This window comes from Streptomyces sp. UG1 (genome assembly GCF_049974585.1).
GTDB lineage: Bacteria > Actinomycetota > Actinomycetes > Streptomycetales > Streptomycetaceae > Streptomyces.
Window position 1 is genome coordinate 280,518 of the sequence record NZ_JBNGGG010000004.1, and the last position, 23,688, is coordinate 304,205.

Consider the following 23,688-nt stretch of genomic DNA (forward strand, 5'->3'; position numbering starts at 1 on the left):
GGAACCACCGGGCGCCCGACCCTCGCCCGGCCGTTCCCTCCTCCGAAAGGGCACCACGCGCATGGAGCAGTACGAGCCCGACCGCCTGTCCCCGGCCCAAGTGGCCGCCATGCGGCGCAGCCTGCGCAACGGCCGGGCCGCCATGACCCGCCGTTCCCTGCTGCGCGCCTCCGCGGGCGGCGCGCTCGCGGTGGGCGGCCTCGGCACGCTCGGCGCCTGCGGGATCCCCGCGGCCGGCAAGACCGAGGGCGGCACGTCCGCCGAGGACCACTCGGCCGAGGAGAAGGTCGTCAACTTCTCCAACTGGACCGAGTACATGGACGTCGACGACAGCGGCAAGCGCCATCCGACGCTGGAGCAGTTCACGCAGCGGACCGGCATCAAGGTCAAGTACACCGAGGACATCAACGACAACAACGAGTTCTTCGGGAAGATCAAGCCCCAGCTCGCGGCCGGGCAGGACACCGGACGCGACATCGTCGTCCTGACGGACTGGCTGGCGGGACGGCTGATCCGGCTCGGGTGGGTCCAGAAACTGGACCCGTCCAACCTGCCGCACGCCTTCGCCAACCTGTCCCCGCAGTTCCGCGACCCCGACTGGGACCCGGGACGGGCGTACTCCTACCCCTGGCAGGGCATCTCGACCGTCATCGCCTACAACAAGAAGGCGCTCGACGGCGTCGAGGTGAGGACGCTGTCCGATCTGCTCGACAACCCCAGGCTCAAGGGCCGGGTCGGGCTGCTCACCGAGATGCGCGACACCATCGGGATGACGCTGCTCGACATGGACAAGGACCCCGCGAAGTTCACGGACGACGACTACGACGCCGCCGTCGCCCGCCTCCAGAAGGCCGTCGACAACAAGCAGATCCGCCGCTTCACCGGCAACGACTACACCTCCGACCTCACCAGCGGCGACTTCGCGGCCTGTCTGGCCTGGGCCGGTGACGTCGTACAGCTCAAGGCCGACAGCCCGGACATCGACTTCCTGATCCCGGACAGCGGCTACATGACGTCCAGCGACAGCCTGCTCATCCCCAACAAGGCCCGTCACAAGACGAACGCCGAGCGGCTCATCGACTACTACTACGAGCCGAAGGTCGCCGCCGAGCTCGCCGCCTACATCAACTACGTCTGTCCCGTGGACGGCGTGAAGGAAGAGCTCGCGAAGATCGACGAGGACGCGGCGAACAACCCGCTGATCCTCCCCGACAAGGCCATGCAGGCCGCCTCCCGCGCCTTCCGCTCCCTGAGCTCGAAGGAAGAGACGGCCTACGAAGAGAAGTTCGCGAAGCTCACAGGGGCGTGACCACCATGACGAACGACACCAGCGGCGACGTCCGCCTCTCCGGCATCAGCAAGACCTACGGCTCCTTCACCGCCGTCCACCCGCTCGACCTGACCGTCCCCCAGGGCTCCTTCTTCGCCCTGCTCGGCGCCTCCGGCTGCGGCAAGACCACCACCCTGCGGATGATCGCGGGACTTGAGGAGCCCACCTCCGGCACCGTCCACCTCGGTGAGCAGGACGTGACCGCGCTCCCGCCGTACAAGCGGCCGGTGAACACGGTCTTCCAGTCCTACGCCCTCTTCCCGCACCTCGACATCTTCGAGAACGTCGCCTTCGGCCTGCGCCGCCGCGGCATCAAGTCGGTGAAGAAGCAGGTCGAGGACATGCTCGACCTCGTCCAGCTCGGCGAGCAGGCCCGCAAGAAACCGCACCAGCTGTCGGGTGGCCAGCAGCAGCGGGTGGCCGTCGCCCGCGCGCTCATCAACCACCCCAAGGTGCTGCTCCTGGACGAGCCCCTCGGCGCCCTCGACCTCAAGCTGCGCCGCCAGATGCAGCTCGAGCTCAAGCGCATCCAGACCGAGGTCGGCATCACCTTCGTCCACGTCACGCACGACCAGGAGGAGGCCATGACGATGGCCGACACGGTCGCCGTGATGAACGCCGGCCGCGTCGAGCAGCTCGGCTCCCCGACCGACCTCTACGAGAACCCGCGCACGACGTTCGTCGCCAACTTCCTCGGCACCTCCAACTTCATCGAGGCCGAGGTCGACTCCACCAGCGGCGACGACATCGTGCTGAAGGCGGGCGGCGGCAAGCTCGTACTGCCCGGGTCGCGGTGCGGCGCGCCCACGACGACCGGCGGCAAGGTCCTGGTCGGCGTACGCCCCGAGAAGATCTCCCTCACGCACGCCGACGAGGCCGGGGAGATCCCCGAGGGCCGCAACCGCATCACCGGCAAGATCGCGGACTCCTCCTTCATCGGCGTGTCCACGCAGTACGTCGTCGACAGCCCCGTCTGCCCCGAGTTCGAGGTCTACGCCCAGAACATCGACCGCGACCCCCGGCTCGTGCCCGGCGCGGACGTCGTCCTGCACTGGAACCCGGGCCACACCTTCGGCCTGGACGCGGCCCAGGACATCGACGCGGGCACCGAGGAAGAGGCGGCGGTCTGATGGCGACACTCACCGAGGCGCCACCGCCGCTGTCCCCGGCGGCCGGCGAGAAGAAGCCGCCGCGCAAGAGAGGCCGCTGGACGCCGTACTGGCTCCTGCTCCCCGGCATCCTCTGGCTGCTGGTCTTCTTCGCGATGCCGATGGTCTACCAGGCCTCCACGTCCGTGCAGACGGGCTCCCTGGAGGAGGGCTACGAGGTCACCTGGCACTTCGCGACCTACTGGGACGCGCTGTCCGAGTACTACCCGCAGTTCCTGCGCTCGGTGCTCTACGCCGGCTCGGCGACGGTCCTGTGCCTGATCCTCGGCTATCCGCTGGCGTATCTGATCGCCTTCCGCGCCGGCCGCTGGCGGAACCTGATCATGATCCTGGTGATCGCCCCGTTCTTCACCAGCTTCCTGATCCGCACCCTCGCCTGGAAGACGATCCTCGCGGACGGCGGCCCCGTCGTCGGCGCCCTGAACACACTGCACGTCCTGGACGTCACGAGCTGGCTCGGCATGACTCAGGGCGACCGTGTGCTGGCCACGCCGCTCGCGGTGGTGTGCGGTCTGACGTACAACTTCCTGCCGTTCATGGTGCTGCCGCTCTACACCTCGCTGGAGCGCATCGACCCACGGCTGCACGAGGCGGCCGGCGACCTGTACGCCAAGCCGGTCACCACCTTCCGGAGGGTCACCTTCCCGCTGTCGATGCCGGGCGTCGTCTCCGGCACCCTGCTGACCTTCATCCCGGCGGCCGGTGACTATGTCAACGCCGACCTGCTCGGCTCCACCGACACCCGCATGGTCGGAAACGTCATCCAGACGCAGTTCCTGCGCATTTTGGACTATCCGACGGCCGCGGCGCTCTCCTTCATTCTCATGGCCGCCATCCTCGTCATGGTGACGCTCTACATCCGCAGGGCCGGCACGGAGGATCTGGTTTAAATGACCGTCGTCAACTGGCTCAAGCGCAATCTCGTCGTCATCGCGGGACTGCTGACGCTCGCCTATCTGCTCCTGCCGAACGTCGTCGTGACGATCTTCTCCTTCAACAAACCGAAGGGGCGCTTCAACTACGCCTGGCAGGAGTTCTCCACGGACGCCTGGAAGGACCCCTGCGGGGTCTCCGGACTGTGCGACTCGCTGGCGGTCAGCCTCCAGATCGCGTTCTGGGCGACGCTGGGCGCCACGCTGCTCGGCACGCTCATCGCCTTCGCGCTGGTCCGCTACCGCTTCCGCGCCCGCGGCGCCATCAACTCGCTGATCTTCCTGCCGATGGCGATGCCCGAGGTCGTCATGGCCGCCTCGCTGCTCACCCTGTTCCTCAACATGGGCGCCCAGCTGGGCTTCTGGACGATCCTGATCGCCCACATCATGTTCTGCCTCAGCTTCGTCGTGGTCGCCGTCAAGGCGCGCGTGATGTCGATGGACCCGAGGCTGGAGCAGGCCGCGCAGGACCTGTACGCCGGACCGTTCCAGACGTTCGTCCGGGTCACCCTGCCGATCGCCGCCCCCGGTATCGCGGCGGGCGCGCTGCTCGCCTTCGCGCTCTCCTTCGACGATTTCATCATCACCAATTTCAACGCGGGCTCCACCGTCACCTTCCCGATGTTCGTCTGGGGATCGGCGCAGCGCGGAACGCCCGTTCAGATCAATGTCATCGGTACGGCCATGTTCGTGGTCGCCGTCCTGTTCGTCCTGACCTCGATGATCATCAGTAATCGCCGGAACAAGCAGAAGGCATAAACCCGGTAGGGAGTTGAAATCATGGCCCCAGGCGCCATGACCCGTTGGACGAAGTCGCTTTCCGATGCCCAGCCGGTCCCGTACTGGCTGGACGACCCCGGCCGCCCCCGCCCCGAGCCCGCCCTCACCACCGCCGAGACCTGCGATCTGCTGGTCGTCGGCGGCGGATACAGCGGACTGTGGACCGCGCTCCTCGCCAAGGAGCGCGACCCGCAGCGGGACGTGGTGCTGCTCGAAGGCCGCGAGGTGGGCTGGGCCGCCTCCGGCCGCAACGGCGGCTTCTGCGCCGCCTCCCTCACCCACGGGCTGTCCAACGGGCTCGCCCGCTGGCCCGACGAGATCCACAAGCTTCAGGAGCTGGGCGCCCGCAACCTCGACGAGATCGAGAAGGCGGTCGCCCGCTACTCGCTGGACTGCGACTTCGAGCGCACCGGCGAGATCGACGTCGCGACCGAGGCCTACCAGGCGCGGGAGCTGCGGGACTGGCACGAGGAGCTCGAACGCCAGGGTCTGGCCGACGGCGTGGAGTTCCTGGACGCCGACGCGGTACGGCGACAAGTCGACTCACCGACATTCCAGGCGGGCCTGTACGACCACCGGGGCGTCGCCATGCTCAACCCCGCCAAGCTGGTCTGGGGGCTGAAGCGGGCGTGCCTCGACCTCGGCGTCCGCATCCACGAGTACACCCCCGCCCTCACCCTGAAGCCGTACGGCGCCGGCATGGCCGTACGCACCCCCTACGGCCAGGTCCGCGCCCGCAAGGTCGCCCTCGGCACCAACATCTTCCCCAGCCTGGTCAAGCGCGTCCGCGCCTACACCGTCCCGGTCTACGACTACGCCCTGATGACCGAGCCGCTCAGCGCCGGGCAACTGGCCTCGATCGGCTGGCAGAACCGGCAGGGCCTGGGCGACTCGGCGAACCAGTTCCACTACTTCCGCCTCTCCGCCGACAACCGCGTCCTGTGGGGCGGCTACGACGCGATCTACCCGTACGGCGGCCGGGTGCGCGCCGAGTACGACGACCGCCCGCAGACGTACGCCAAGCTCGCCGGGCACTTCTTCACCTGCTTCCCGCAGTTGGAGGGCGTCCGCTTCACGCACGCCTGGGGCGGCGCGATCGACACCTGCTCGCGCTTCTCGGCGTTCTTCGGCACCGCCCACCAGGGCAATGTGGCGTACGCGGCCGGCTTCACGGGGCTCGGCGTCGGCGCGACCCGGTTCGGCGCCGACGTGATGCTGGATCTGCTGGCGGGGGAGCGCACGGAGCGCACACGGCTCGAGATGGTCCGCAGGAAGCCGCTGCCGTTCCCGCCCGAGCCCTTCGCCTGGACCGGCATCGCGCTCACCAAGTGGTCGCTGGCCCGCGCGGACGCGCACGGCGGGCGGCGCAATCTGTGGCTGCGGACGATGGACCGCCTGGGCCTCGGCTTCGACAGCTGACGGGCATGGACTGAATGTGACCCAGCTCACTCAAAACTGGCGACGTCAACCTGCGTAATGCCGGCCGGGTGACCTCCCTCTCCCTCGTGACGCGACCAGCGTCCACGACAGACAGGGAGGTCACCGCCATGACAGGGGCGAAGACGGCGGTCGAGTGGCTGGCATCCGTTGCTCCGCATCCCGAGGCCTGCCGCTGGGAGTGGGAACGCAACCCCCTCGGGGTCGCGCTGCTGCCGGCCGGCAAGTCCTGGGACGTACTCATCCTGCCCGCCGCGCTCGGCTATCCGACCCTCGACGTCCTCACCCGCATCCTCGACCAACTCGGCCCGGTCCTGGTCGACTTCGGCGACTCGCGCATGGGCTTCTTCGTGCCGCCCGGCACGGCGGCCCGCTGGCTCGGCACCGGCATCCGCACGGCCGGGGCCGGCACCTGGATCGTCGTCCCGTACCCGGGCCGCGCCACCGGCGGCATCCGCTGGCTGGTCCCACCGGACGGCACCGGCACCCTCACCGACCCGGCCCTGCTCGAACTGGCCATGCACGAGGCGGCGGCGGGGCTCGCCGCGGAGGAGGATCGCTAGCCCGCGCGAACTCCTGACAAGGGAACTCTTGACAAGGGTGATTGGTCTGGACCAAGTTGTGGGCGGCTCCACCCTCCAAATCCCCCATGTCCGGAGGCACTTGTGGATCGCTACAGACCCCTCGCCCTCCTCGCCGCCGCGGCACTGACCCTGCCCGGCCTCACCACGCTCTCGTCGGCCGCCCGTGCGGCCGACGCGGACCTGGCCCTCCCCCAGCCTCGAACCGACTCGGCCGGGGGGACCCCCATCGGAGGCTTCGAGAACGGCCTGGACAACTGGACCTGCACGGCCGGCACGACGGTCAACTCACCCATACGCAGCGGAAGCTCGGCCCTCCAGGCAACCCCGTCCGGAAACGACAACGCCCGCTGCGCCCAGACGGTGACCGTGAGACCGGACTCCCAGTACACGCTGTCCGGCCACGTCCGCGGCGCCTACGTCCACCTCGGCGCGAGCGGCACCGGCACCACCGACGTCTCCACTTGGACCCAGTCGGCCCCCGCCTGGCAACAGCTCACGACGACCTTCCGCACCGGCCCCGCCACCACCCGCGTCACCATCTACACCCACGGCTGGTACGGCACCGGCGCCTATCACGCCGACGACATCACGCTGGTCGGCCCGGGCGGCGACACCGCCCAACCGCCCGCGGCGCCGACCGGCCTGAGGACGGGCGCGGTCACCGCGTCCACCGTCGCCCTGTCCTGGTCGGCGGTGCCCGGCGCGACGAGCTACGCGGTCTACCGCGACGGCGCCAAGGTCCGGACGGTGACCGGCACTTCGGCGACGGTCGGCGGCCTCTCGCCCGCCACGGCGTACGGCTTCCAGGTCGCCGCGGTGAACGAGGCGGGCGAGTCGGCGAGGTCGGCCACGGTGACGGCCACGACCACCCCGGCTCCGGACGGCGGCGGCACCGACCTCCCGGCCCACGCCCTGGTCGGCTACCTCCACGCGAGCTTCGCCAACGGCTCCGGCTACACCCGCCTCGCCGACGTCCCCGAAAGCTGGGACGTCATCGACCTGGCCTTCGGCGAACCCACCTCGGTCACCTCCGGCGACATCCGCTTCGAGCGCTGCCCGGTGACCGAGTGCCCGAACGTCGAGTCCGACGCCGACTTCAAGGCGGCGATCAAGGCCAAGCAGGCGGCCGGCAAGAAGGTGCTGATCTCCATCGGCGGCCAGAACGGCCAGGTGCAGCTCACGACCACGGCGGCCCGCGACACCTTCGTCACCTCGGTCTCGAAGATCATCGACGAGTACGGCCTCGACGGCCTGGACATCGACTTCGAGGGCCACTCGCTCTCCCTGAACGCCGACGACACCGACTTCAAGACCCCCAGGACCCCGGTGATCGTCAACCTCATCTCCGCCCTGAAGACCCTGAAGGCCCGCTACGGCGACGACTTCGTGCTGACCATGGCCCCCGAGACCTTCTTCGTCCAGCTCGGCCACCAGTACTACGGCCCCGGCCCGTGGGGCGGCCAGGACCCGAGGGCAGGGGCGTACCTCCCGGTCATCCACGCCCTGCGCGACGACCTGACGCTCCTGCACGTCCAGGACTACAACTCGGGCCCGATCATGGGCCTCGACAACCAGTACCACTCCATGGGCGGCGCCGACTTCCACATCGCCATGACCGACATGCTGCTCACCGGCTTCCCGGTCGCGGGCGACGCGGACAACGTCTTCCCGCCCCTGCGCCCCGACCAGATCGCGATCGGCATGCCGGCGTCGGCCAACGCGGGCAACGGTCACGTCCCGCCGGCCGAGGTCACCAAGACCCTCGACTGCCTGACGAAGAACACCGACTGCGGTTCGTACGCGACCCACGGCACCTGGCCGGCCCTGCGCGGGCTGATGACGTGGTCGATCAACTGGGACCGGTACGGAGGCTGGGAGTTCCAGCGGACGTTCGACGGCTACTTCGGCTGACGGCCGGGGCCGGCACCGAGGCCCCGCCTACTCCGCCGACGTCGCCTTCAACGCCAGCCACAGCTCCATGCGCACATCCGCGTCGTCCAGCGACCGCCCCAGGATCTCCTCCACCCGCCGCATCCGGTACCGCAACGTATGCCGGTGCACCCCCAGATCGGCGGCCGCCGCGTCCCACTGCCCGTGCCGCGACAGCCAGGCCCGCAGCGAGGCCACCAGGTCCCCCCGCCCGGTCGCGTCGTGCTCGTGCAGCGCCCGCAGCAGCCCGTCGGCGAACGCCTTCACCGCGTCGTCCGCGAGCAGCGGCAGCACGGACCCGGCGGCGAGCCGCTCGTGCTCCACGAAGACGCGCCCCCGCCGCCGCGCCACCGACAGCGCCTGCTCGGCCTGCTTGTAGGCCGCCGCGGCGGCGATGGGCCCGGCCGGTGCCGAGAGCCCGACGACCAGCTCGTCCTCGCCGGTGCCGGCGGCCTGTTCCGGTACGGTCCCCGCCCGCGCCGCCTCCAGCGCCGCCGCGTACTGCGCGCACGCCGACACCGCCGCGCCCTCGTCCGCCGCGAGCACCACCAGCCGCGCCGTCTCCCCCTCGCCCTCCGGCACCACCAGCACCGCCTCCCCGGCCCGGGCCGCCGCGGACTCGACGATCTCGGTGAGGGCGCCCAGGGGATCGCCGTTGGTGTCGGACACGGCGACCAGCGCGGCGGCGGTCGGCTTGGTGAGCGTCACCCGCGCTCCGGAGTCCACCACCCGCGCCGCCGACACCGACGCCGCCTCGGCGACGATCACCCGGAAGGGGGTGTCCAGCAGGTCGCCGTACAGATTCCCCGCCACTGCCCGCGCATGGTCGGGCTCCCCGGCGAGCAGCATGCGCAGCACCGCCGCGCCGACCCGCTGCTCGGCCGCCTGCAGCGAGCGCGAGCGCTCGGTCGTCAGGGTCAGCAGGGCGATCGCCGAGTGCACGGCATAGCGCTCCGCCGTGCCCAGCGCGGCCGCCGTGCCGACGGCCAGCGCCGCCCGGGGCCGGCGGCCCGTGCCCAGGGTGTGCAGCTCGACCCGGTCCTCGTTCTCCGGGCCGCCCACCACGGACGACGCCGGCGCGGGCCGCTCCCGCAGCCGCTCCACGTCCGCCGTGAGCCGCGCCGCCCGCCGCCCCGCCCACTCCGGCGCGGTCGCGACGACGGCACCGGAGGCGTCGTACAGCGCCGCCCAGCCGTCCACCTGCGCGGCCAGCGCGGTCAGCAGCCCCTCCGGGCCGTCGGTCAGCGCCTGCTTGGTCAGCTCCCGTTGGGCCGCGAAACCCGCCGTCACCGCCCGGTACTGTTCCGCCGCGATGGCCGCCGACACCGCTTTGCTGATGGCGAGGAAGGGGGTGCGGCGCGGCACCTCGAGCAGCGGCAGGCCCTCCTCCGCGGCCGCGTCGACCAGCGCCTTCGGGATGTCCTCGTAGTTGACCCCGACCGCGAAGCCGAGCCCGACCACGCCCGCGCCCGCCAGGCGCCGCACATAGCGCCGCATCGCCTCGGGGTTCTCCGCGTCCAGCTTCAGCGCGGTGATCAGCAGCAGCTCGCCGCCCTCCATATAGGGGACGGGGTCGGCCAGCTCGCTCGCGTGCGCCCAGCGGACGGGGACGTCCAGACGGTCCTCGCCCGCCCGCACGGTCAGCTTCAGCGCGGAGTGGTGGACGAGCGAGGCGAGGGTCGGGGGCATGAGACCTTCAGAGGGATGTGATCGTCGTGATCTTTTGGCCGCCGTGTATGAACGGCCTGTGACGATTCTGCCTCACCGTACGGTCACCCCGTCACTTCATCCGCGCAGATCCACCAGCAGCGGCGGCGCGTGCTCGCCCCGCACATCGGTGAGCGACAGCACCGCGTGCCCCGGCGGCACCCCGTGCGCCAACTCGGACGCCGACCACCGCTCCCGCTCGACCTGGCGGACCGTGACGGCTTCCGTGGTCACAGCCTTACCCGTCACCAGTTTGCGCAGGGCATGCATGGCGCGGGTCATCGGCTGATCGGCGAAGACGGTGTGCTGGGCGACGTCCTTGGTCTCCACCCACTCCGTGCCCCAGGCGTCGGCGAAGCGGCTGCCGTCCCAGGTGGTCACTCCGGACAGGGCCATCCGACAGCCGACGGCTCCGTACAACGGCCCGTGGAGCGCCTCAGGCACGTCGGACACCGTGCGCAGCGCGAGCACGACGCCGGCGTTCTGCGAGCGCAGCCGCCGAATCTGCCGTACCGACTCGGGAGTGACGGTGCCGGTGGCGTCGTCGAGCACCAAGCCGACGAAGTGGTCGCGTGATCCCTCCTGCACGACCCCGGCGAACTGGGCCAGCACCAGCCGGGCGATCAGGCGGGAGACCTCCTCGTGCCCCCGCTCAGGCAGGTCGATACGGACACGCAAGGGGTGATGGGCGACAGCGCGCAGCGAGAACGGGCGGTTCGTGTCACCGCCCGAGCCGAAGAAGTCGGCGAAGGCGGGCCGGTCCAGCAGGGCAAGCCGGTCGGCGAGCACCGGACCGAGGTCAGCGGGGGTGCCGGTCTGCCGGACGCGGGCCTCGAGTTCGCGGCGCATCGCCGTGTGCCGGTCGTCGGCCAGCCGCTCACGCAGGTCGGTGAGGCGCGCCGGGTTCCCTTCCAGCAGCTCGCGCAGGACGGGCAGGGCGGGGAAGCGGCCGTACGCAGTCCGGTAGGGGCCCAGAACCTGGGCGAGGGCCATGGCCGCGCGCTCGGCACCGACGGCGTCGATGTCCCCGGCCAGTGCCTCGGCCAGGAAGCCGGCCGCCACGTCGGGGTCCTCGGTGCCCGCGTACGGGTCGAGGTCGTGCACCGACGCGGGGTCGCCGATCCGCACGACGACGTCGTACGACGAGTCTGCCCCGATCGCCGTACCCGCGCCGCACACCACGACAACCGCGCAGTGGCCGGTGAGAGCCTGGAGCGCGAGAGACTCGGCCACCGGCGCGATCACGTGCCGGCTCTTGCCGGCCCCGGACGGCCCGACGACCAGGAGCGAGGTGCCCAGCGTCGCCGGCCCCAGGGCCGCGCCAACACCGCCGTAGGCCGGCGGAGTGCGCTCGGCGGCGGCCCACCGTCCGATGCGCACCTGCCCGGTGAGCACGTCGTGCCGGGCGGTGCGCCCGGGCAGGTCGCGGGCACCGGAGGGATGGGTGAACGCGGCGGCACCCTGGCGCAACACCGCATCTGCGAAGGCGGCCACTCGGCCCTGACCCCGAGCCCGGACCCAGCCGTGCTCGATACGGGCGCAGTCCACGTCGTTCATCCGCTCAGCGAGCACCTCGGCGGTGAGCACGTCCGCAATCTCGTGCTGCCCGGCCTCCCGCAGCTCGGGCCAGCGGGCACGGGGCTGTTCGGCGACGGGCGCCCGGTCCTGCGCGGCACGGCCACGGGCAGCGAGCCAGGTCCGTGCCAGGGACCACCAGCCACCGAGTCGGGCGAAGGGCCACAGGACGAGAGCGGTGATGAGGACGTGGAGGGCGGTGTCCCAGGGCGAGGTGTAGACCTCGTATCCACCGCTGATCAGCACGATGAGGGAGAACAACGGGCTCACGACGGGCAGGGGGTCCCAGCCGACGCCGGGGAAGGTGTCCGGGTAGACGAAGGCGAGGGTGATGAGGGCACCCAGCGCGGCGGACAGACCACGGGTCGGCTGAGGTTTGCGGCCCACAAGGTGATGGACGACGGTGGGCCAGCTCCCCAGCCGGCCCACGGCGTAGACGAGTACGGCGAAGAACAGGCCGTTGTACACGTCCAGCGCCTCCACGCCCGGGTACTGGACTGCCTGGCCCTCCAACTCCTTGGGCCTGGCACGAGTGGCACCCCACCACCAGTCCTCCGGGGTGAACAGCCGCAGGATCGTGAACTGGTGCGGGATCGCTCCGCGCTGCCAGAATGACCACACCACAAGGGCTACGACCAGCGGAATCAGCATGCCGGCGACGGTTATCGGGCGGACCTGCTCGGTAGGCAACGCGGCCTTCGGCATCCGGTATCCGAAACGCCAGATGCCCGGCCTCGTCTCGGGCCGGGGCTCGTTGAACCAGTCGGCAACCGCGCCGCCCGGAGCGTGTGCCGGCCGCGGCGGCACCGCGGGGGCCTCCGGGGGCACCGCCGGACGCGGCACAGGCGTCGCATGCGTGCCCCGCGCGTCCTGCGTCCCGTCGCTGTCCATCGCGCTTGCCCCCTGACCAGCCGGTCCATCCCTGCCATCCACCATCAGCGAGTCAATCTAACGCCCTCTCCTGGGGAGTTCACCGCTTACCCGGCCGGGTGTCTTCGTGAACGCCATGTCCACCACGGACAACATGCCCCGCCGACAGCGCCCACATGGAGCATGCCCACCCCCCGCTCCCGCCCCTAGCCTGCGAGAAAAGAACAAGACAAGCGTCCGCAAAACCCCCAGGAGCCCCCCATGAGCGACCTTCCTCAGGAGCGCCGCGTCGTCACCGCCATCCCCGGTCCGAAGTCGCAGGAGCTGCAGGCCCGCCGTACCGCCGCGGTCGCGCAGGGTGTGGGCTCCGTGCTGCCCGTGTTCACCGCGCGTGCCGGCGGCGGCATCATCGAGGACGTCGACGGCAACCGGCTCATCGACTTCGGCTCCGGCATCGCCGTGACGTCCGTCGGCGCCTCCGCCGAGGCCGTCGTACGCAACGCGACCGCGCAGCTCGCCGACTTTACTCACACCTGCTTCATGGTCACGCCGTACGAGGGCTACGTCGCCGTCGCCGAGGCGCTGGCCGAGCTGACGCCCGGTGACCACGCCAAGAAGTCGGCGCTGTTCAACTCCGGCGCCGAGGCCGTCGAGAACGCCGTCAAGATCGCCCGGTCGTACACCAAGCGGCAGGCCGTCGTCGTCTTCGACCACGGCTACCACGGCCGGACCAACCTGACCATGGCGCTGACCGCCAAGAACATGCCGTACAAGCACGGCTTCGGGCCGTTCGCGCCCGAGGTGTACCGGGTGCCGGTGGCGTACGGCTACCGCTGGCCGACCGGTCCGGAGAACGCCGGTCCGGAGGCCGCCGCGCAGGCCATCGACCAGATCAGCAAGCAGGTCGGCGCGGAGAACGTCGCCGCGATCGTCATCGAGCCGGTGCTCGGTGAGGGCGGGTTCATCGAGCCGGCCAAGGGCTTCCTTCCGGCGATCCGTCAGTTCGCCTCGGACAACGGCATCGTCTTCGTCGCGGACGAGATCCAGTCCGGCTTCTGCCGTACGGGGCAGTGGTTCGCGTGTGAGGACGAGGGCATCGTGCCCGACTTGATCACCACGGCCAAGGGCATCGCCGGTGGTCTGCCGCTCGCCGCCGTGACCGGTCGCGCCGAGATCATGGACGCCGCGCACGCGGGCGGCCTGGGCGGCACCTACGGCGGCAACCCGGTGGCCTGCGCCGGTGCGCTGGGGTCGATCGAGACCATGAAGGAGCTCGACCTCAACGCCAAGGCGAAGAACATCGAGGCGATCATGAAGGCCCGCCTCGCCGCCATGGCCGAGAAGTTCGACATCATCGGCGAGGTCCGCGGCCGCGGCGCCATGATCGCCATCGAGCTGGTCAAGGACCGCGCCACCAAGGAGCCCAACCCGGAGGCGACCGCCGCGCTCGCCAAGGCCTGCCACGCCGAGGGCCTGCTGGTCCTGACCTGTGGCACCTACGGCAACGTGCTGCGCTTCCTGCCCCCGCTGGTCATCGGCGAGGACCTGCTGAACGAGGGCCTCGACATCATCGAGCAGGCCTTCACCCGAATCTGAGGTTCCGCGGTTCCGGGGCTGGGGCGGCTACCGGCAGAGCGTGTGAAGAAGGTGTGCGAGGTGGATGGCAGGACGCGATTGCGTCTGTCGAACCCCATCGCCCTGTCGTAGGTTCTAACCAGATGAGAGATACACCCCGTCCAGAGGGGACTCTGGGCGACATCGGGCCGAGGCCTCCCCAGCTTCGACCTGGTCGTGCCCTCGCGCACACACCCGGAGCTTCCGGCTCCGGATCTCCTCACCGATCGGACAGTCGCCCGCCCCAAACCCCCCGGGGCGCGCGACCATCCGATCCGGACGGCCACCCCGGAACGACCCCCCCTGTTCCGGGGTGGCCGACCTCCCTCTCTCTCCTTCTCGGGCTTCCCGCCCTTCTCTTCACGCTCATCACCTGGCAGGTCGTGGCCGACGGCCCGCTGGCCGACCTCGACGAGGCGGCCGGCCGGGCCCTCATTCATCCCGGCCGTGTCTCCGAGTTCCTCGCCGATCTGGGCAATGTGCCGGTCGCCGTGCCCGCGCTGGCCGTCGCCCTGACGTACGTCACCTGGCGGCATCGCCGCATTGGTACACATCACTGGTGGTTGCCGGCCACCGCGGCCGCCGCCCTCATGGCCCTGGTCCCGGCGCTGATCGTCCCCCTCAAGGAACTCACCGACCGCCCCGGCACCCCGGTCGTGCCGCCCGCCACCGGCTACTACCCGTCCGGCCACACCGCCACGGCCGCCATCGCCTACGGCGCCGCGACGCTGCTCCTCCTTCCATGGCTGAGTTCAGCCCCCGCCCGCCGAGCGCTGCTCGCCGTCTGCGCCGCCGTCAATCTCGGCGTCGGCTTCGGGCTCGTGCGGCGCGGCTACCACTGGCCGTTGGACGTGGTGGGCAGCTGGTGTCTGTGCACGGTGCTGCTCGTCGGGCTGTGGCTCTTCCTCGGGCGGCGGGGGCCGAGGCGTCGGTCGTCGCCGTAGGCCGGGCGTTCCTCGGCGCGTGACCGTCCCCCGCGGTCCGATTCCGCCAATACGGCGTACCTCTCACCACCACCACTACACCCCGGACAAACGCCGCTCGGCCCGCCCCGCCCTACCGTGGACCACGACACACCAGGACACCCCCAAACGCGGAAGGGCCGGGACTCCATGACTTCCACCCACGCCTTCTGGCTCGCCGGTCGCCAGGTCAGCGGCGAGGACAGCTTCGATGTGACCTCCCCGTGGGACGGTCGGGTCGTCGGCACGGTGAGCGTGCCGAGCGACGCGCAGATCGAGGAGGCCGTGGCCGCCGCGTACGCCGTCCGGGACGAGTTCGCGGCGACCCCGGCGCATGTGCGGGCCGCCGCCCTCGACCGCGTCAGCAGGCGGCTCGCCGAGCGGACCGAGGAGATCGCCCGGCTGATCTCCGCCGAGAACGGCAAGCCCATGAAGTGGGCCCGCGGCGAGGTCGGCCGCGCCGTGTCCGTGTTCCGGTTCGCGGCCGAGGAGGCCCGTCGGTTCAACGGCGGCGAGGCCCAGCGGCTCGACACCGACCTCGGCGGCCAGGGGCGCCTCGCCCTCACCCGGCGGTTCCCGAAGGGTGTCGTGCTCGGCATCGCGCCCTTCAACTTCCCGCTCAACCTGTGCGCCCACAAGATCGCCCCGGCCATCGCCGCCGGCGTCCCGATCGTCCTCAAGCCCGCCCCGGCCACCCCGCTCTCCGGGCTCCTCATCGGTGAGCTGCTCGCCGAGAGCGAGCTTCCGGCCGGCTCCTGGAGCATCCTCCCGGTGCCCAACGACCGGATGCCCGCGCTGGTCCAGGACCCGCGGCTGCCCGTGATCTCCTTCACCGGCTCCGAGAAGGTCGGCTACGCGATCATGGACTCCGTGCCGCGCAAGCACTGCACCCTGGAGCTGGGCGGCAACGGCGCGGCGGTGGTGCTCGCCGACTTCGCCTCCGACGAGGACCTGGACCGGGCCGCCGCTCGCATCGCCACCTTCTCCAACTACCAGGGCGGCCAGTCCTGCATCTCCGTGCAGCGGGTGATCGCGGACGCGTCCGTCTACGACCGCCTCCTGCCGCGTATCGTCGCCGCCGTCGAGGCCCAGGTCACCGGCGACCCGAGCGACGACGCGACCGACGTCGGGCCGCTGGTCAGCGAGGACGCCGCCAAGCGCGTGGAGACGTGGGTGGACGAGGCGGTCGCCGCCGGGGCCACCCTTCTCGCGGGCGGCAAGCGCGACGGCGCCTCCTACGCGCCGACCGTCCTCACCGACGTACCGGCCGACGTCACGCTCGCCTGCGAGGAGGTCTTCGGGCCGGTCCTCACCGTGCAGAAGGCCGACGGGGAGGCCGCCGCCTTCGCCGCCGTCAACGACTCCAAGTACGGCCTCCAGGCGGGTGTGTTCACCCACGACCTGCAGGCCGCCTTCCGCACCCACCGGGCGCTGGAGGTCGGCGGTGTCGTCATCGGCGACGTTCCCTCCTACCGCGCCGACCAGATGCCGTACGGCGGCGCCAAGCAGTCCGGCGTCGGCCGTGAGGGTGTGAAGTTCGCGATGGACGACTACACCTACGAGCGGGTGATGGTCCTCACGGGCCTCGCTCTCTAGCCCCTCTGGTAAATGGGAACCATTTTCAGCTAGGCTGGGCTTCCTGAAGGGGCCCGGCACCGATGCCTTCCGGTGCCGGACCCCTTCCTTGTGCCGGCTTCCTCCGGACCCTCAACCGGAGAAGCCGACGTGCGCGAGCCGCAGCGGGCCGCGCAGCCTGAGATGGACGTCGCGGACGCCCTCGGCGAGCATCCCGGCGGTGACCGTCGTGTAGTCGTACGGTCCAGAGGTGGGCGCCTCCAGCGTCAGGGACGCGAGCACGGCACCCCCGTCCAACGACACGTCGACCACGCCCTCGCCCGCCACCGTCACGGACACCTCGCTGATGCCGTCCCCGAAGTCGCAGTCCCGGTAGACCAGTTCCCCCGGCCCGCCCTGGGCCGGCGTCACCGCGTCGCCCGACGTCTTCGTGCGGTCGACGAGCGCGATGCCGCGCTGGTCGTCGAAGCCGGCCGCCGCCAGGCCGCGCCGCAGGACCGGGCGCGGCGCGGCCGGCTCGCCGTCCAGGGTCACCGTCGTACGCAGCCGGACGTCCTCGCTGGAGGCGCCGGCCAGCAGCTCGTACGGGCCGGGCTCGCGGCGCCATCCGGCGCGGGAGACGTCCCAGAAGTCGAAGGCGGACAAGGGGACTTCGAAGGCCAGCTTCTTGCGCTCGCCGGGGGCCAGCGTCACCCGGCGGTGCGCCAGCAGCTCGCGGCGCGGGCGCGGCACCGCCGGGTCCACGGCGCGGCCGTAGAGCTGGGCGACCTCGTCGGCCGTCATGTCGCCGGTGTTGGTGACGGTGAAGGAGACGTGCAGGGAGCCGTCCGTGGTGCGGGTCTCCAGGTCGGCGTACGAGAACGTCGCGTACGACAGGCCGTGGCCGAACGGGAACAGCGGGGTGCCCTCGAAGTAGAGGTACGTCTGGCGGCTGCCGATCACGTCGTAGTCGAGGAGGTCGGGCAGGTCGGCGTCGTCGGCGTACCAGGTCTGCGGGAGGCGGCCGGCGGGGGAGACGTCGCCGGCCAGGACGCGGGCCAGGGCGGTGCCGGCCGCCTGGCCGCCGTGGGACGTCCACAGCAGCGCGGGCAGGGCCGCGTGATCGACGGCGTAGGGGTACGCCGAGATCAGGGTCAGCACCGTGTTCGGGTTGGCGGAGCAGGCCGCGCGCAGCAGGCGCTCCTGGTGGGCCGGCAGGGCCAGCGTCGTGCGGTCCTCGGTCTCGCGGCCGTTGATGTGCGGGTCGTTGCCCGCGACGACCAGGACCGCGTCCGCCTGCGAGGCGACGCGGGTCACTGCGTCCTCGCCGCGTTCGACGATGATCAGCTCGAAGATTTCCGGGTCCTCATCGGCAACCCGCACGCCGTCGGCGGCGACTGAGACGGGGTGACCCGTGACGATGTGCCTCAGGAGGTGTCCGTTCGCGTGCGGTTCCAGGCGGAAGGTCTCCTGCACGAACCAGCCGCCGGGCTGGTCGGCGGAGGCGCGGACGTAGCCGTCCTCGGCGACGGAGAGGTAGCGGCCGTCGGGTGCGCGCAGGGTCAGCACGCCCTCGCCCCAGTCGACGAGGGCGAGTTCGGTGCCCGCCGGGTCGGTCGTCAGCGGGGGGAGGTCGGTGCGGCCGGCCAGCAGCGCCGGGTCGAGGGCGCCCTCGGCGCCGCGCACCTCGTCGGCGGCGTCCGCCTCGGGGACGTGCAGGAAGGTTCCGGCCCGTGTCTTGAACAGAACGCGGTCCACGCCCTCCGCGAACTCCACGCGCTCGGCGCCGAACCGCTCGTACAGGCCGTCCAGCGGAGTCGAGCGGTGGATCAGGGTGCCGCTGTACCAGTCGAGCTTGCACTCGTCGGCGAGCAGGCCGACCACGGCGAGCCGGGTGTCCGGCGCGAGCGGCAGCAGGCCGGCGCTGTTCTTCAGCAGGACCACCGCCTGCTCGGCCGCCTCCCGGGCGAGGGCGCGGTGGGCCGGGGTGTCGAAGTCCCCGGTGGGCGCGTGCGGGTCGTACTCCGGGTCGAACTCGCCCAGGCGGAAGCGGACCGAGAGCTGGCGGCGCACCGCCGTGTCGATGTCCGACTCGGCCAGCAGCCCTTTGTCCAGGGCCCCGCGGACCCGCGCGGTGATCTTCGAGCCGTCGGTGCCGTGGTCGGTGAAGCTGTCGACGCCGGCCAGCAGCGCGGCGGCCGTCGCCTCCTCGTGGGTGTCGAAGTAGTGCTCGGAGTCGACCAGATTGGAGGGCGCGCCCGCGTCCGAGCAGACCAGCAGATCGTCGTCGGTCCAGGTGCGCAGATGCTCCTTCAGATACGGCGAGACGTGGTTGGGGCGGCCGTTGACCAGGTTGTACGCCGGCATCACCCCGGCCGTCGCGCCCGCCTCGACCGTCTCGCGGAAGGCGCGCAGGTCGTACTCGTGCAGAACGCGCGGGCGGACCGAGGACGAGGTGACATCGCGGCCCGTCTCGTTGTTGTGCGCCAGCCAGTGCTTGAGGACGGGCGCGGTGCGCCAGTACGTCGGATGCTCGCCGCGCAGGCCACGGGTGTACGCGGTGGCGATGGCCGAGGTGAGCTTCGGGTCCTCCGAGTAGCCCTCCTCGCCCCGGCCCCAGAGCGGATGGCGCAGGAGGTTGACGGTGGGGGACCAGATGTTCAGCCCCACGCGGTCGTCGCGGGCGCGCATCGCGCGGGTCTCCTTGGAGACGGCCTCGCCGACGCGTCGTACGAGATCCGTGTTCCAGGTCGCGCCGAGGCCGACCGCCTGGGGGAAGACGGTGGCCGGGCCCATCCAGGCGACACCGTGCAGGGCTTCCTGACCGGTGCGGAACGCCGCGATGCCGAGGCGCTCGACGGCGGGCGTGAACTGGTGCAGGAATGCGATCTTCTCGTCGAGGGTGAGCCGCGACAGCAGATCGTCGATGCGCTTCGCGAACGGCAGTCGCCGGTCGCGGAACGGCGGTGTGTGTGGCGTGGGTGCGGTCACGTGGGGATCCCCTTGCGATGCATCGGCTCGGAGCTTTCGAAGCGCTTCGATGCTCATTCGACCCAGGGGCGGGTGTCAAGAGATCAACGCCGTCAGCTCAAGCAGTGCATAAGAAAGGATCCCCTCTTACACCTCGGAGGAATCTTGGAAGCGACCCTTGTGTACCCATGGGTGTTCACTTAACCTCACTGCAACATCGAAGCGCTTCGACTGTAGATCTCCTCGCAGTGGTCGGAGGACGGCTTCAGAACAGCGAAGGGTTGACGCAATGACGCCGAACGCCGCCTCCGCCTCCTCCGGACCCAGCCGGAGAAGCTTCCTCGCCTCCACAGCGGTCGCCACCGCAGCAGTGGCGGGAGGGATGCCGCTGCTCGCCGCGTGCGGCGGGTCGGACAGCGGGTCGCGTGACGGTACGACCTCGGGCAAGGACGCGAAGAAGATCCTGCCGACATATGTGGCCAGCAATGTCGTGACGCCGGACATCCCGGCCAAGAACGGCTCCGCGCTCGGCTTCACCAGCAAGCTGGACCTCGCCACCCTGAAGACCTCGGTGCCCGAGAAGCTCGGCAAGGGCGGCAAGGTCACCATCATGTCGCCGTTCTGGGGATCGCCGCCCAAGCAGAACAACGCCTACTACACGGCGATGAACGACCTGATCGGCGTGGACGTCGTCTGGCAGAACCAGGACGGCAACACCTACGACCAGAAGCTCGGCGCGGTCCTCGCCTCCAGCGACGTCCCCGATGTGGTGGTCGTCCCCGGCTGGAACATGGGCGGCAAGATACCCAGCGCCATCATCAGCAAGTTCGCCGACCTCGGGCCCTACCTCTCCGGGGACGCGGTCAAGGAGTATCCGAACCTCGCCGCGATCCCCACGGATGCCTGGCAGCGCTCCATCTTCGGCGGCAAGCTGCGCGGCCTGCCGATGCCGGCGCCGTCCGCCCCCTCCATGGTGCCCCTGTACCGGCAGGACATCTTCGAGAAGGAAGGCTACGAAGTCCCCAAGTCCTGCGACGAGTTCATGGCCCTGGCCAAGGAGATCACCAACGCCAAGGCCAAGCGCTGGGCCTGCCTGGACATGAAGTGGACCGCCTTCCAGGCCTTCGGGGTGCTGTCGGGCGCCGAGAAGCCGCTCGGCTGGAACCTCGTCGACGGCAAGCTCGTCTACCGCGTCGAGACCGAGGAGTTCCTCGAGGCGCTGGAGTGGTCCCGCAAGCTCTTCGCCGCCGGGGTCGTCCACCCCGACTCCGGGTTGGGCAAGAACGCCCCTGACCCGGGCCCCAAGTTCGCTGCGGGCGAGTTCCTGATCTACCCCAACAACATCTCCCAGTGGTGGAGCCGCACCGCCGAACAGGCCGTCCAGAACCCGGACTTCAAGATCTGGGGCATGGACGTCTGGGGCCACGACGGCGGCAACCCCACCCTGTGGGCCGATCAGCCCGCCGGTATCTTCGCCTTCGTCAACAAGAAGGCCTCCGAGTCGGTCATCCGCGACGTGCTGGCCGTCGCCAACGTCACCGCGGCGCCGTACGGCACCAAGGAGTACATGATGACCAACTACGGCGTGGAGGGCACCCACTACACGGTCAAGGACGGTGTCCCCACCAAGACCGACCAGGGCAACATCGACGTGCTGAACGCGTACGTCATGGTGGCGAGCCCCGCCGCGACGCTCGCCCACCCCGACTTCCCCGAGGTCGCCAAGGGCCAGGTCGAGTGGCAGCAGCGGATGGGCGCCTTCGCCAAGAAGTCCTCCTTCTGGGGCATGCAGATCACCGAGCCCGGCCGGTACACCAACCTCTCCAACGACTTCGAGCAGCTCGAGGACGACATCGTCCGCGGCCGCAAGAAGATCAGTGACATGCAGCAGGCCGTCTCCGACTGGAAGAGCAAGGGCGGCGACAAGCTGCGCGACTGGTACCAGAAGATCCTCGACGAGAACGGCAGTGCGGCCAGCTGATCCGGGGTTCGAGGCAAGGAGAAGTCCGTGTCCCACAGCACGGTGCCTCGGAGCAGGGCCGAGGCCGACGACACGACGGCGAAGGTCCCGGTGGCGTCCGGCGGCGCCACCGGTTCCGGTGAGAAGCGACCGTCGGGAAAACTGAGTCTGCGGCTCAGGTTCCGACGCGACCGGCTGCTGCTGCTGATGACATTGCCGGCCCTCGTGCTGGTCCTGCTCTTCAACTACGTGCCGATCCTCGGCAACGTCGTCGCCTTCCAGGAGTACGACCCCTACATCAGCGACAACGGAGTCGTGTCCATCCTGAACAGCCCCTGGGTGGGTCTGGAGAACTTCCAGCGGATCTTCGAGGACTCCGCGTTCTGGCAGGCGGTCCAGAACACGCTGGTGCTGTTCTTCCTCCAGCTCGTGCTGTTCTTCCCGATCCCGATCCTGCTCGCGCTGCTCATCAACAGTGTGGTCAGGCCCCGGGTGCGGGCCATCGCGCAGGCCGTCCTCTACCTGCCGCACTTCTTCTCGTGGGTGCTGGTGATCGCGGTCTTCCAGCAACTGCTCGGCGGCGCCGGGCTGCTCTCGCAGCTCCTGCGCAGCCACGGGTACGACGGCCTCGACCTCATGACCGACCCGAACACCTTCAAGTTCCTGGTCACCGCGGAGACCGTGTGGAAGGACGCCGGGTGGGGGATCATCGTGTTCCTCGCCGCGCTGGCCTCGGTGAGCCCCGACCTGTACGAGGCCGCCGCGATGGACGGCGCCTCCCGCTGGCGCCGGATCTGGCATGTCACCCTGCCGGCGCTGCGGCCGGTGATCGCCCTGCTGCTGGTGCTGCGCGTCGGTGACGCCCTCACCGTCGGCTTCGAACAGATCCTGTTGCAACGAGACGCGGTGGGACCGGGCGCGGCGGAAGTGCTCGACACCTTCGTGTGGTGGAACGGCGTCCGCAACCAGGACTTCGGCTACGCGGCCGCCGCCGGACTCGTCAAGGGAGTCGTCAGCATCGGCCTCGTCCTGGCCGCGAACAAAGTGGCCCATCTCATGGGCGAGCAGGGGGTGTACAAGAAGTGACCGCCGTGATCGACAAACCCGTGCGCAAGCCCGGGCCCTGGGCCGCGCCGCCCAGGCCGGTGTGGGAGGAGGAGCCCAGCAAGGCCGGCCTCGCGAGCAAGGGGCTCGTCCTGGGCCTAGCCTGCCTCGCGATCCTGTTCCCGCTGTGGATCGTCATCGTCACCAGCCTCTCCACGCGCAAGACCATCGACGAGGCCGGCGGTCTGGTGATGGTGCCGAAGGACATCACCTTCATCGCCTATCAGGAGCTGCTCAGCGGGGGGCAGGTGACCCGGGCGGCGATCATCAGCGTGCTGGTCACGCTCGTCGGTACGGCGTTCTCCATGACCGTCTCCGTGCTGTGCGCGTACGGGCTGTCGCGGACCGGGTCGCTCGGGCATCGCTGGATCCTGATGACGCTGCTGGCCACGATGTTCTTCAGCGCTGGGCTGATTCCGACGTATCTGCTGGTGCAGACCCTCGGACTGACGGACACCTATCTGGCGCTGATCCTGCCGAGTGCGGTGAGTGTGTTCAACATCCTCGTGCTGCGCGGGTTCTTCCAAGGGATATCGCAGGAACTCATCGACAGTGCGCGCATCGACGGCGCCGGGGACTTCCGGATTCTCTGGCAGATCGTCATGCCGCTGTCGCGGGCCGTCATCGCGGTGATCACGCTGTTCTATGCGGTCGGGTACTGGAGTGCGTGGTTCAACGCCTCGCTGTATCTGAACGACCAGGACATGATGCCGCTGCAGAACGTGATGATCCAGCTGGTGCAGAAGCAGGAAGCGCCGGTGGGGTTGGGGCAGGCCATCAAGACGGGGCAATTGTCTGGGCTGGCCGTCCAGATGGCCGTGATGGTCATGGCTCTGCTGCCTGTCGCTGTCCTTTCTCCCTTCGTCCAGAAGCATTTCAAGAAGGGCATGCTCACCGGGGCTGTCAAGGGTTGATTGGCGGCTGCGAGTTCGTTGTGGCTGGTCGCGCCCAGGCGGCGGTAGCCGCAAATCGAAACAGCCCCGCGCCCCTTAGGTTCTCCACTCCCCTCTTGCAAATAGACGAGGTATGTCCATGCTCACGTCCCGACCCAGCAGACGCTCCGTTCTCGTCGGCACCGCTGCCGCCGCCGCACTCACCACCCTCCCGTCGCTCGCAGGGCACGCGTACGCCGCCGCCACCCCGGCCTACCGCTGGCGCACCGCCGTCATGGGCGGTACCGGTTTCGTCACCGGCATTCTGTTCCACCCCTC

General features: G+C 70.2%; 17 protein-coding genes. 14 read left to right on the forward strand and 3 right to left on the reverse strand.

The genetic code is table 11. The annotated features are described in order from the left end of the window. Positions 1–61 precede the first annotated feature (61 nt). The 7 genes from ACP4J3_RS06850 to ACP4J3_RS06880 all read left to right on the forward strand — a co-directional run bounded on the left by ACP4J3_RS06850 (position 62) and on the right by ACP4J3_RS06880 (position 8,143). Positions 62–1,309 (forward strand): polyamine ABC transporter substrate-binding protein, encoded by a 1,248-nt coding sequence (locus ACP4J3_RS06850; RefSeq protein ID WP_426531447.1) that lies wholly within the window; start codon positions 62–64, stop codon positions 1,307–1,309. 5 nt (positions 1,310–1,314) lie between these two features. Beyond that, positions 1,315–2,460 carry an ABC transporter ATP-binding protein gene (locus ACP4J3_RS06855; RefSeq protein ID WP_426531449.1) on the forward strand — a complete coding sequence of 382 codons (1,146 nt, stop codon included), beginning with the start codon at positions 1,315–1,317 and terminating at the stop codon, positions 2,458–2,460. Next, on the forward strand, positions 2,460–3,389 hold the full coding sequence (locus tag ACP4J3_RS06860) for an ABC transporter permease (protein ID WP_426531451.1): 930 nt from the start codon (positions 2,460–2,462) through the stop codon (positions 3,387–3,389). The genes ACP4J3_RS06855 and ACP4J3_RS06860 overlap by 1 nt, the downstream gene beginning before the upstream one ends. Next, positions 3,390–4,190 (forward strand): ABC transporter permease, encoded by an 801-nt coding sequence (locus ACP4J3_RS06865; protein ID WP_426531453.1) that lies wholly within the window; start codon positions 3,390–3,392, stop codon positions 4,188–4,190. A gap of 21 nt (positions 4,191–4,211) precedes the next feature. Beyond that, complete coding sequence (locus ACP4J3_RS06870; RefSeq protein ID WP_426531455.1) at positions 4,212–5,630, forward strand: NAD(P)/FAD-dependent oxidoreductase; 1,419 nt, start codon at positions 4,212–4,214, stop codon at positions 5,628–5,630. Between the two features lie 128 nt (positions 5,631–5,758). Then, positions 5,759–6,211 (forward strand): hypothetical protein, encoded by a 453-nt coding sequence (locus ACP4J3_RS06875; RefSeq protein WP_426531457.1) that lies wholly within the window; start codon positions 5,759–5,761, stop codon positions 6,209–6,211. 102 nt (positions 6,212–6,313) lie between these two features. After that, the gene (locus ACP4J3_RS06880) at positions 6,314–8,143 is read left to right on the forward strand and encodes a chitinase (RefSeq protein WP_426531459.1); all 1,830 of its coding nucleotides are present in this window, start codon (positions 6,314–6,316) and stop codon (positions 8,141–8,143) included. 27 nt (positions 8,144–8,170) lie between these two features. On the opposite strand, the gene ACP4J3_RS06885 is transcribed toward ACP4J3_RS06880, so the two are convergent. Both ACP4J3_RS06885 and ACP4J3_RS06890 read right to left on the reverse strand, forming a co-directional pair. Beyond that, positions 8,171–9,850, reverse strand: a complete 1,680-nt coding sequence (locus ACP4J3_RS06885; protein WP_426531461.1) for a PucR family transcriptional regulator — start codon at positions 9,848–9,850, stop codon at positions 8,171–8,173. A gap of 96 nt (positions 9,851–9,946) precedes the next feature. Beyond that, on the reverse strand, positions 9,947–12,334 hold the full coding sequence (locus ACP4J3_RS06890; RefSeq protein ID WP_426531463.1) for an ATP/GTP-binding protein: 2,388 nt from the start codon (positions 12,332–12,334) through the stop codon (positions 9,947–9,949). Positions 12,335–12,574: 240 nt separating this feature from the next. Between ACP4J3_RS06890 and gabT the strand changes: the two genes are divergently transcribed. From gabT to ACP4J3_RS06905, 3 genes are all read left to right on the forward strand, one after another. Beyond that, positions 12,575–13,909 carry a 4-aminobutyrate--2-oxoglutarate transaminase gene (gene gabT, locus ACP4J3_RS06895; RefSeq protein ID WP_426531465.1) on the forward strand — a complete coding sequence of 445 codons (1,335 nt, stop codon included), beginning with the start codon at positions 12,575–12,577 and terminating at the stop codon, positions 13,907–13,909. Positions 13,910–14,061: 152 nt separating this feature from the next. Next, a complete protein-coding gene (locus tag ACP4J3_RS06900) occupies positions 14,062–14,871 on the forward strand; it encodes a phosphatase PAP2 family protein (protein ID WP_426531501.1) in 810 nt (269 codons plus the stop codon). 168 nt (positions 14,872–15,039) lie between these two features. Further along, on the forward strand, positions 15,040–16,485 hold the full coding sequence (locus ACP4J3_RS06905) for an aldehyde dehydrogenase family protein (protein WP_426531467.1): 1,446 nt from the start codon (positions 15,040–15,042) through the stop codon (positions 16,483–16,485). A gap of 111 nt (positions 16,486–16,596) precedes the next feature. Here the strand turns inward: ACP4J3_RS06905 and ACP4J3_RS06910 are convergent, their stop codons facing one another. After that, on the reverse strand, positions 16,597–19,434 hold the full coding sequence (locus tag ACP4J3_RS06910; protein WP_426531469.1) for a glycoside hydrolase family 3 C-terminal domain-containing protein: 2,838 nt from the start codon (positions 19,432–19,434) through the stop codon (positions 16,597–16,599). 268 nt (positions 19,435–19,702) lie between these two features. Here ACP4J3_RS06910 and ACP4J3_RS06915 point away from each other — a divergent pair, with 268 nt between their 5' ends. The 4 genes from ACP4J3_RS06915 to ACP4J3_RS06930 all read left to right on the forward strand — a co-directional run. Continuing rightward, positions 19,703–21,394 (forward strand): extracellular solute-binding protein, encoded by a 1,692-nt coding sequence (locus ACP4J3_RS06915; RefSeq protein ID WP_426531471.1) that lies wholly within the window; start codon positions 19,703–19,705, stop codon positions 21,392–21,394. Positions 21,395–21,421: 27 nt separating this feature from the next. Next, on the forward strand, positions 21,422–22,459 hold the full coding sequence (locus ACP4J3_RS06920) for an ABC transporter permease (RefSeq protein WP_426531473.1): 1,038 nt from the start codon (positions 21,422–21,424) through the stop codon (positions 22,457–22,459). Next, positions 22,456–23,391, forward strand: coding sequence for a carbohydrate ABC transporter permease (locus ACP4J3_RS06925; RefSeq protein WP_426531474.1), 936 nt, complete (start codon positions 22,456–22,458; stop codon positions 23,389–23,391). Before ACP4J3_RS06920 ends, ACP4J3_RS06925 begins: the two co-directional genes overlap by 4 nt. 118 nt (positions 23,392–23,509) lie before the next feature. Beyond that, positions 23,510–23,688: twin-arginine translocation signal domain-containing protein (locus ACP4J3_RS06930; RefSeq protein WP_426531503.1), on the forward strand; the 179-nt coding region annotated here is incomplete at its 3' end.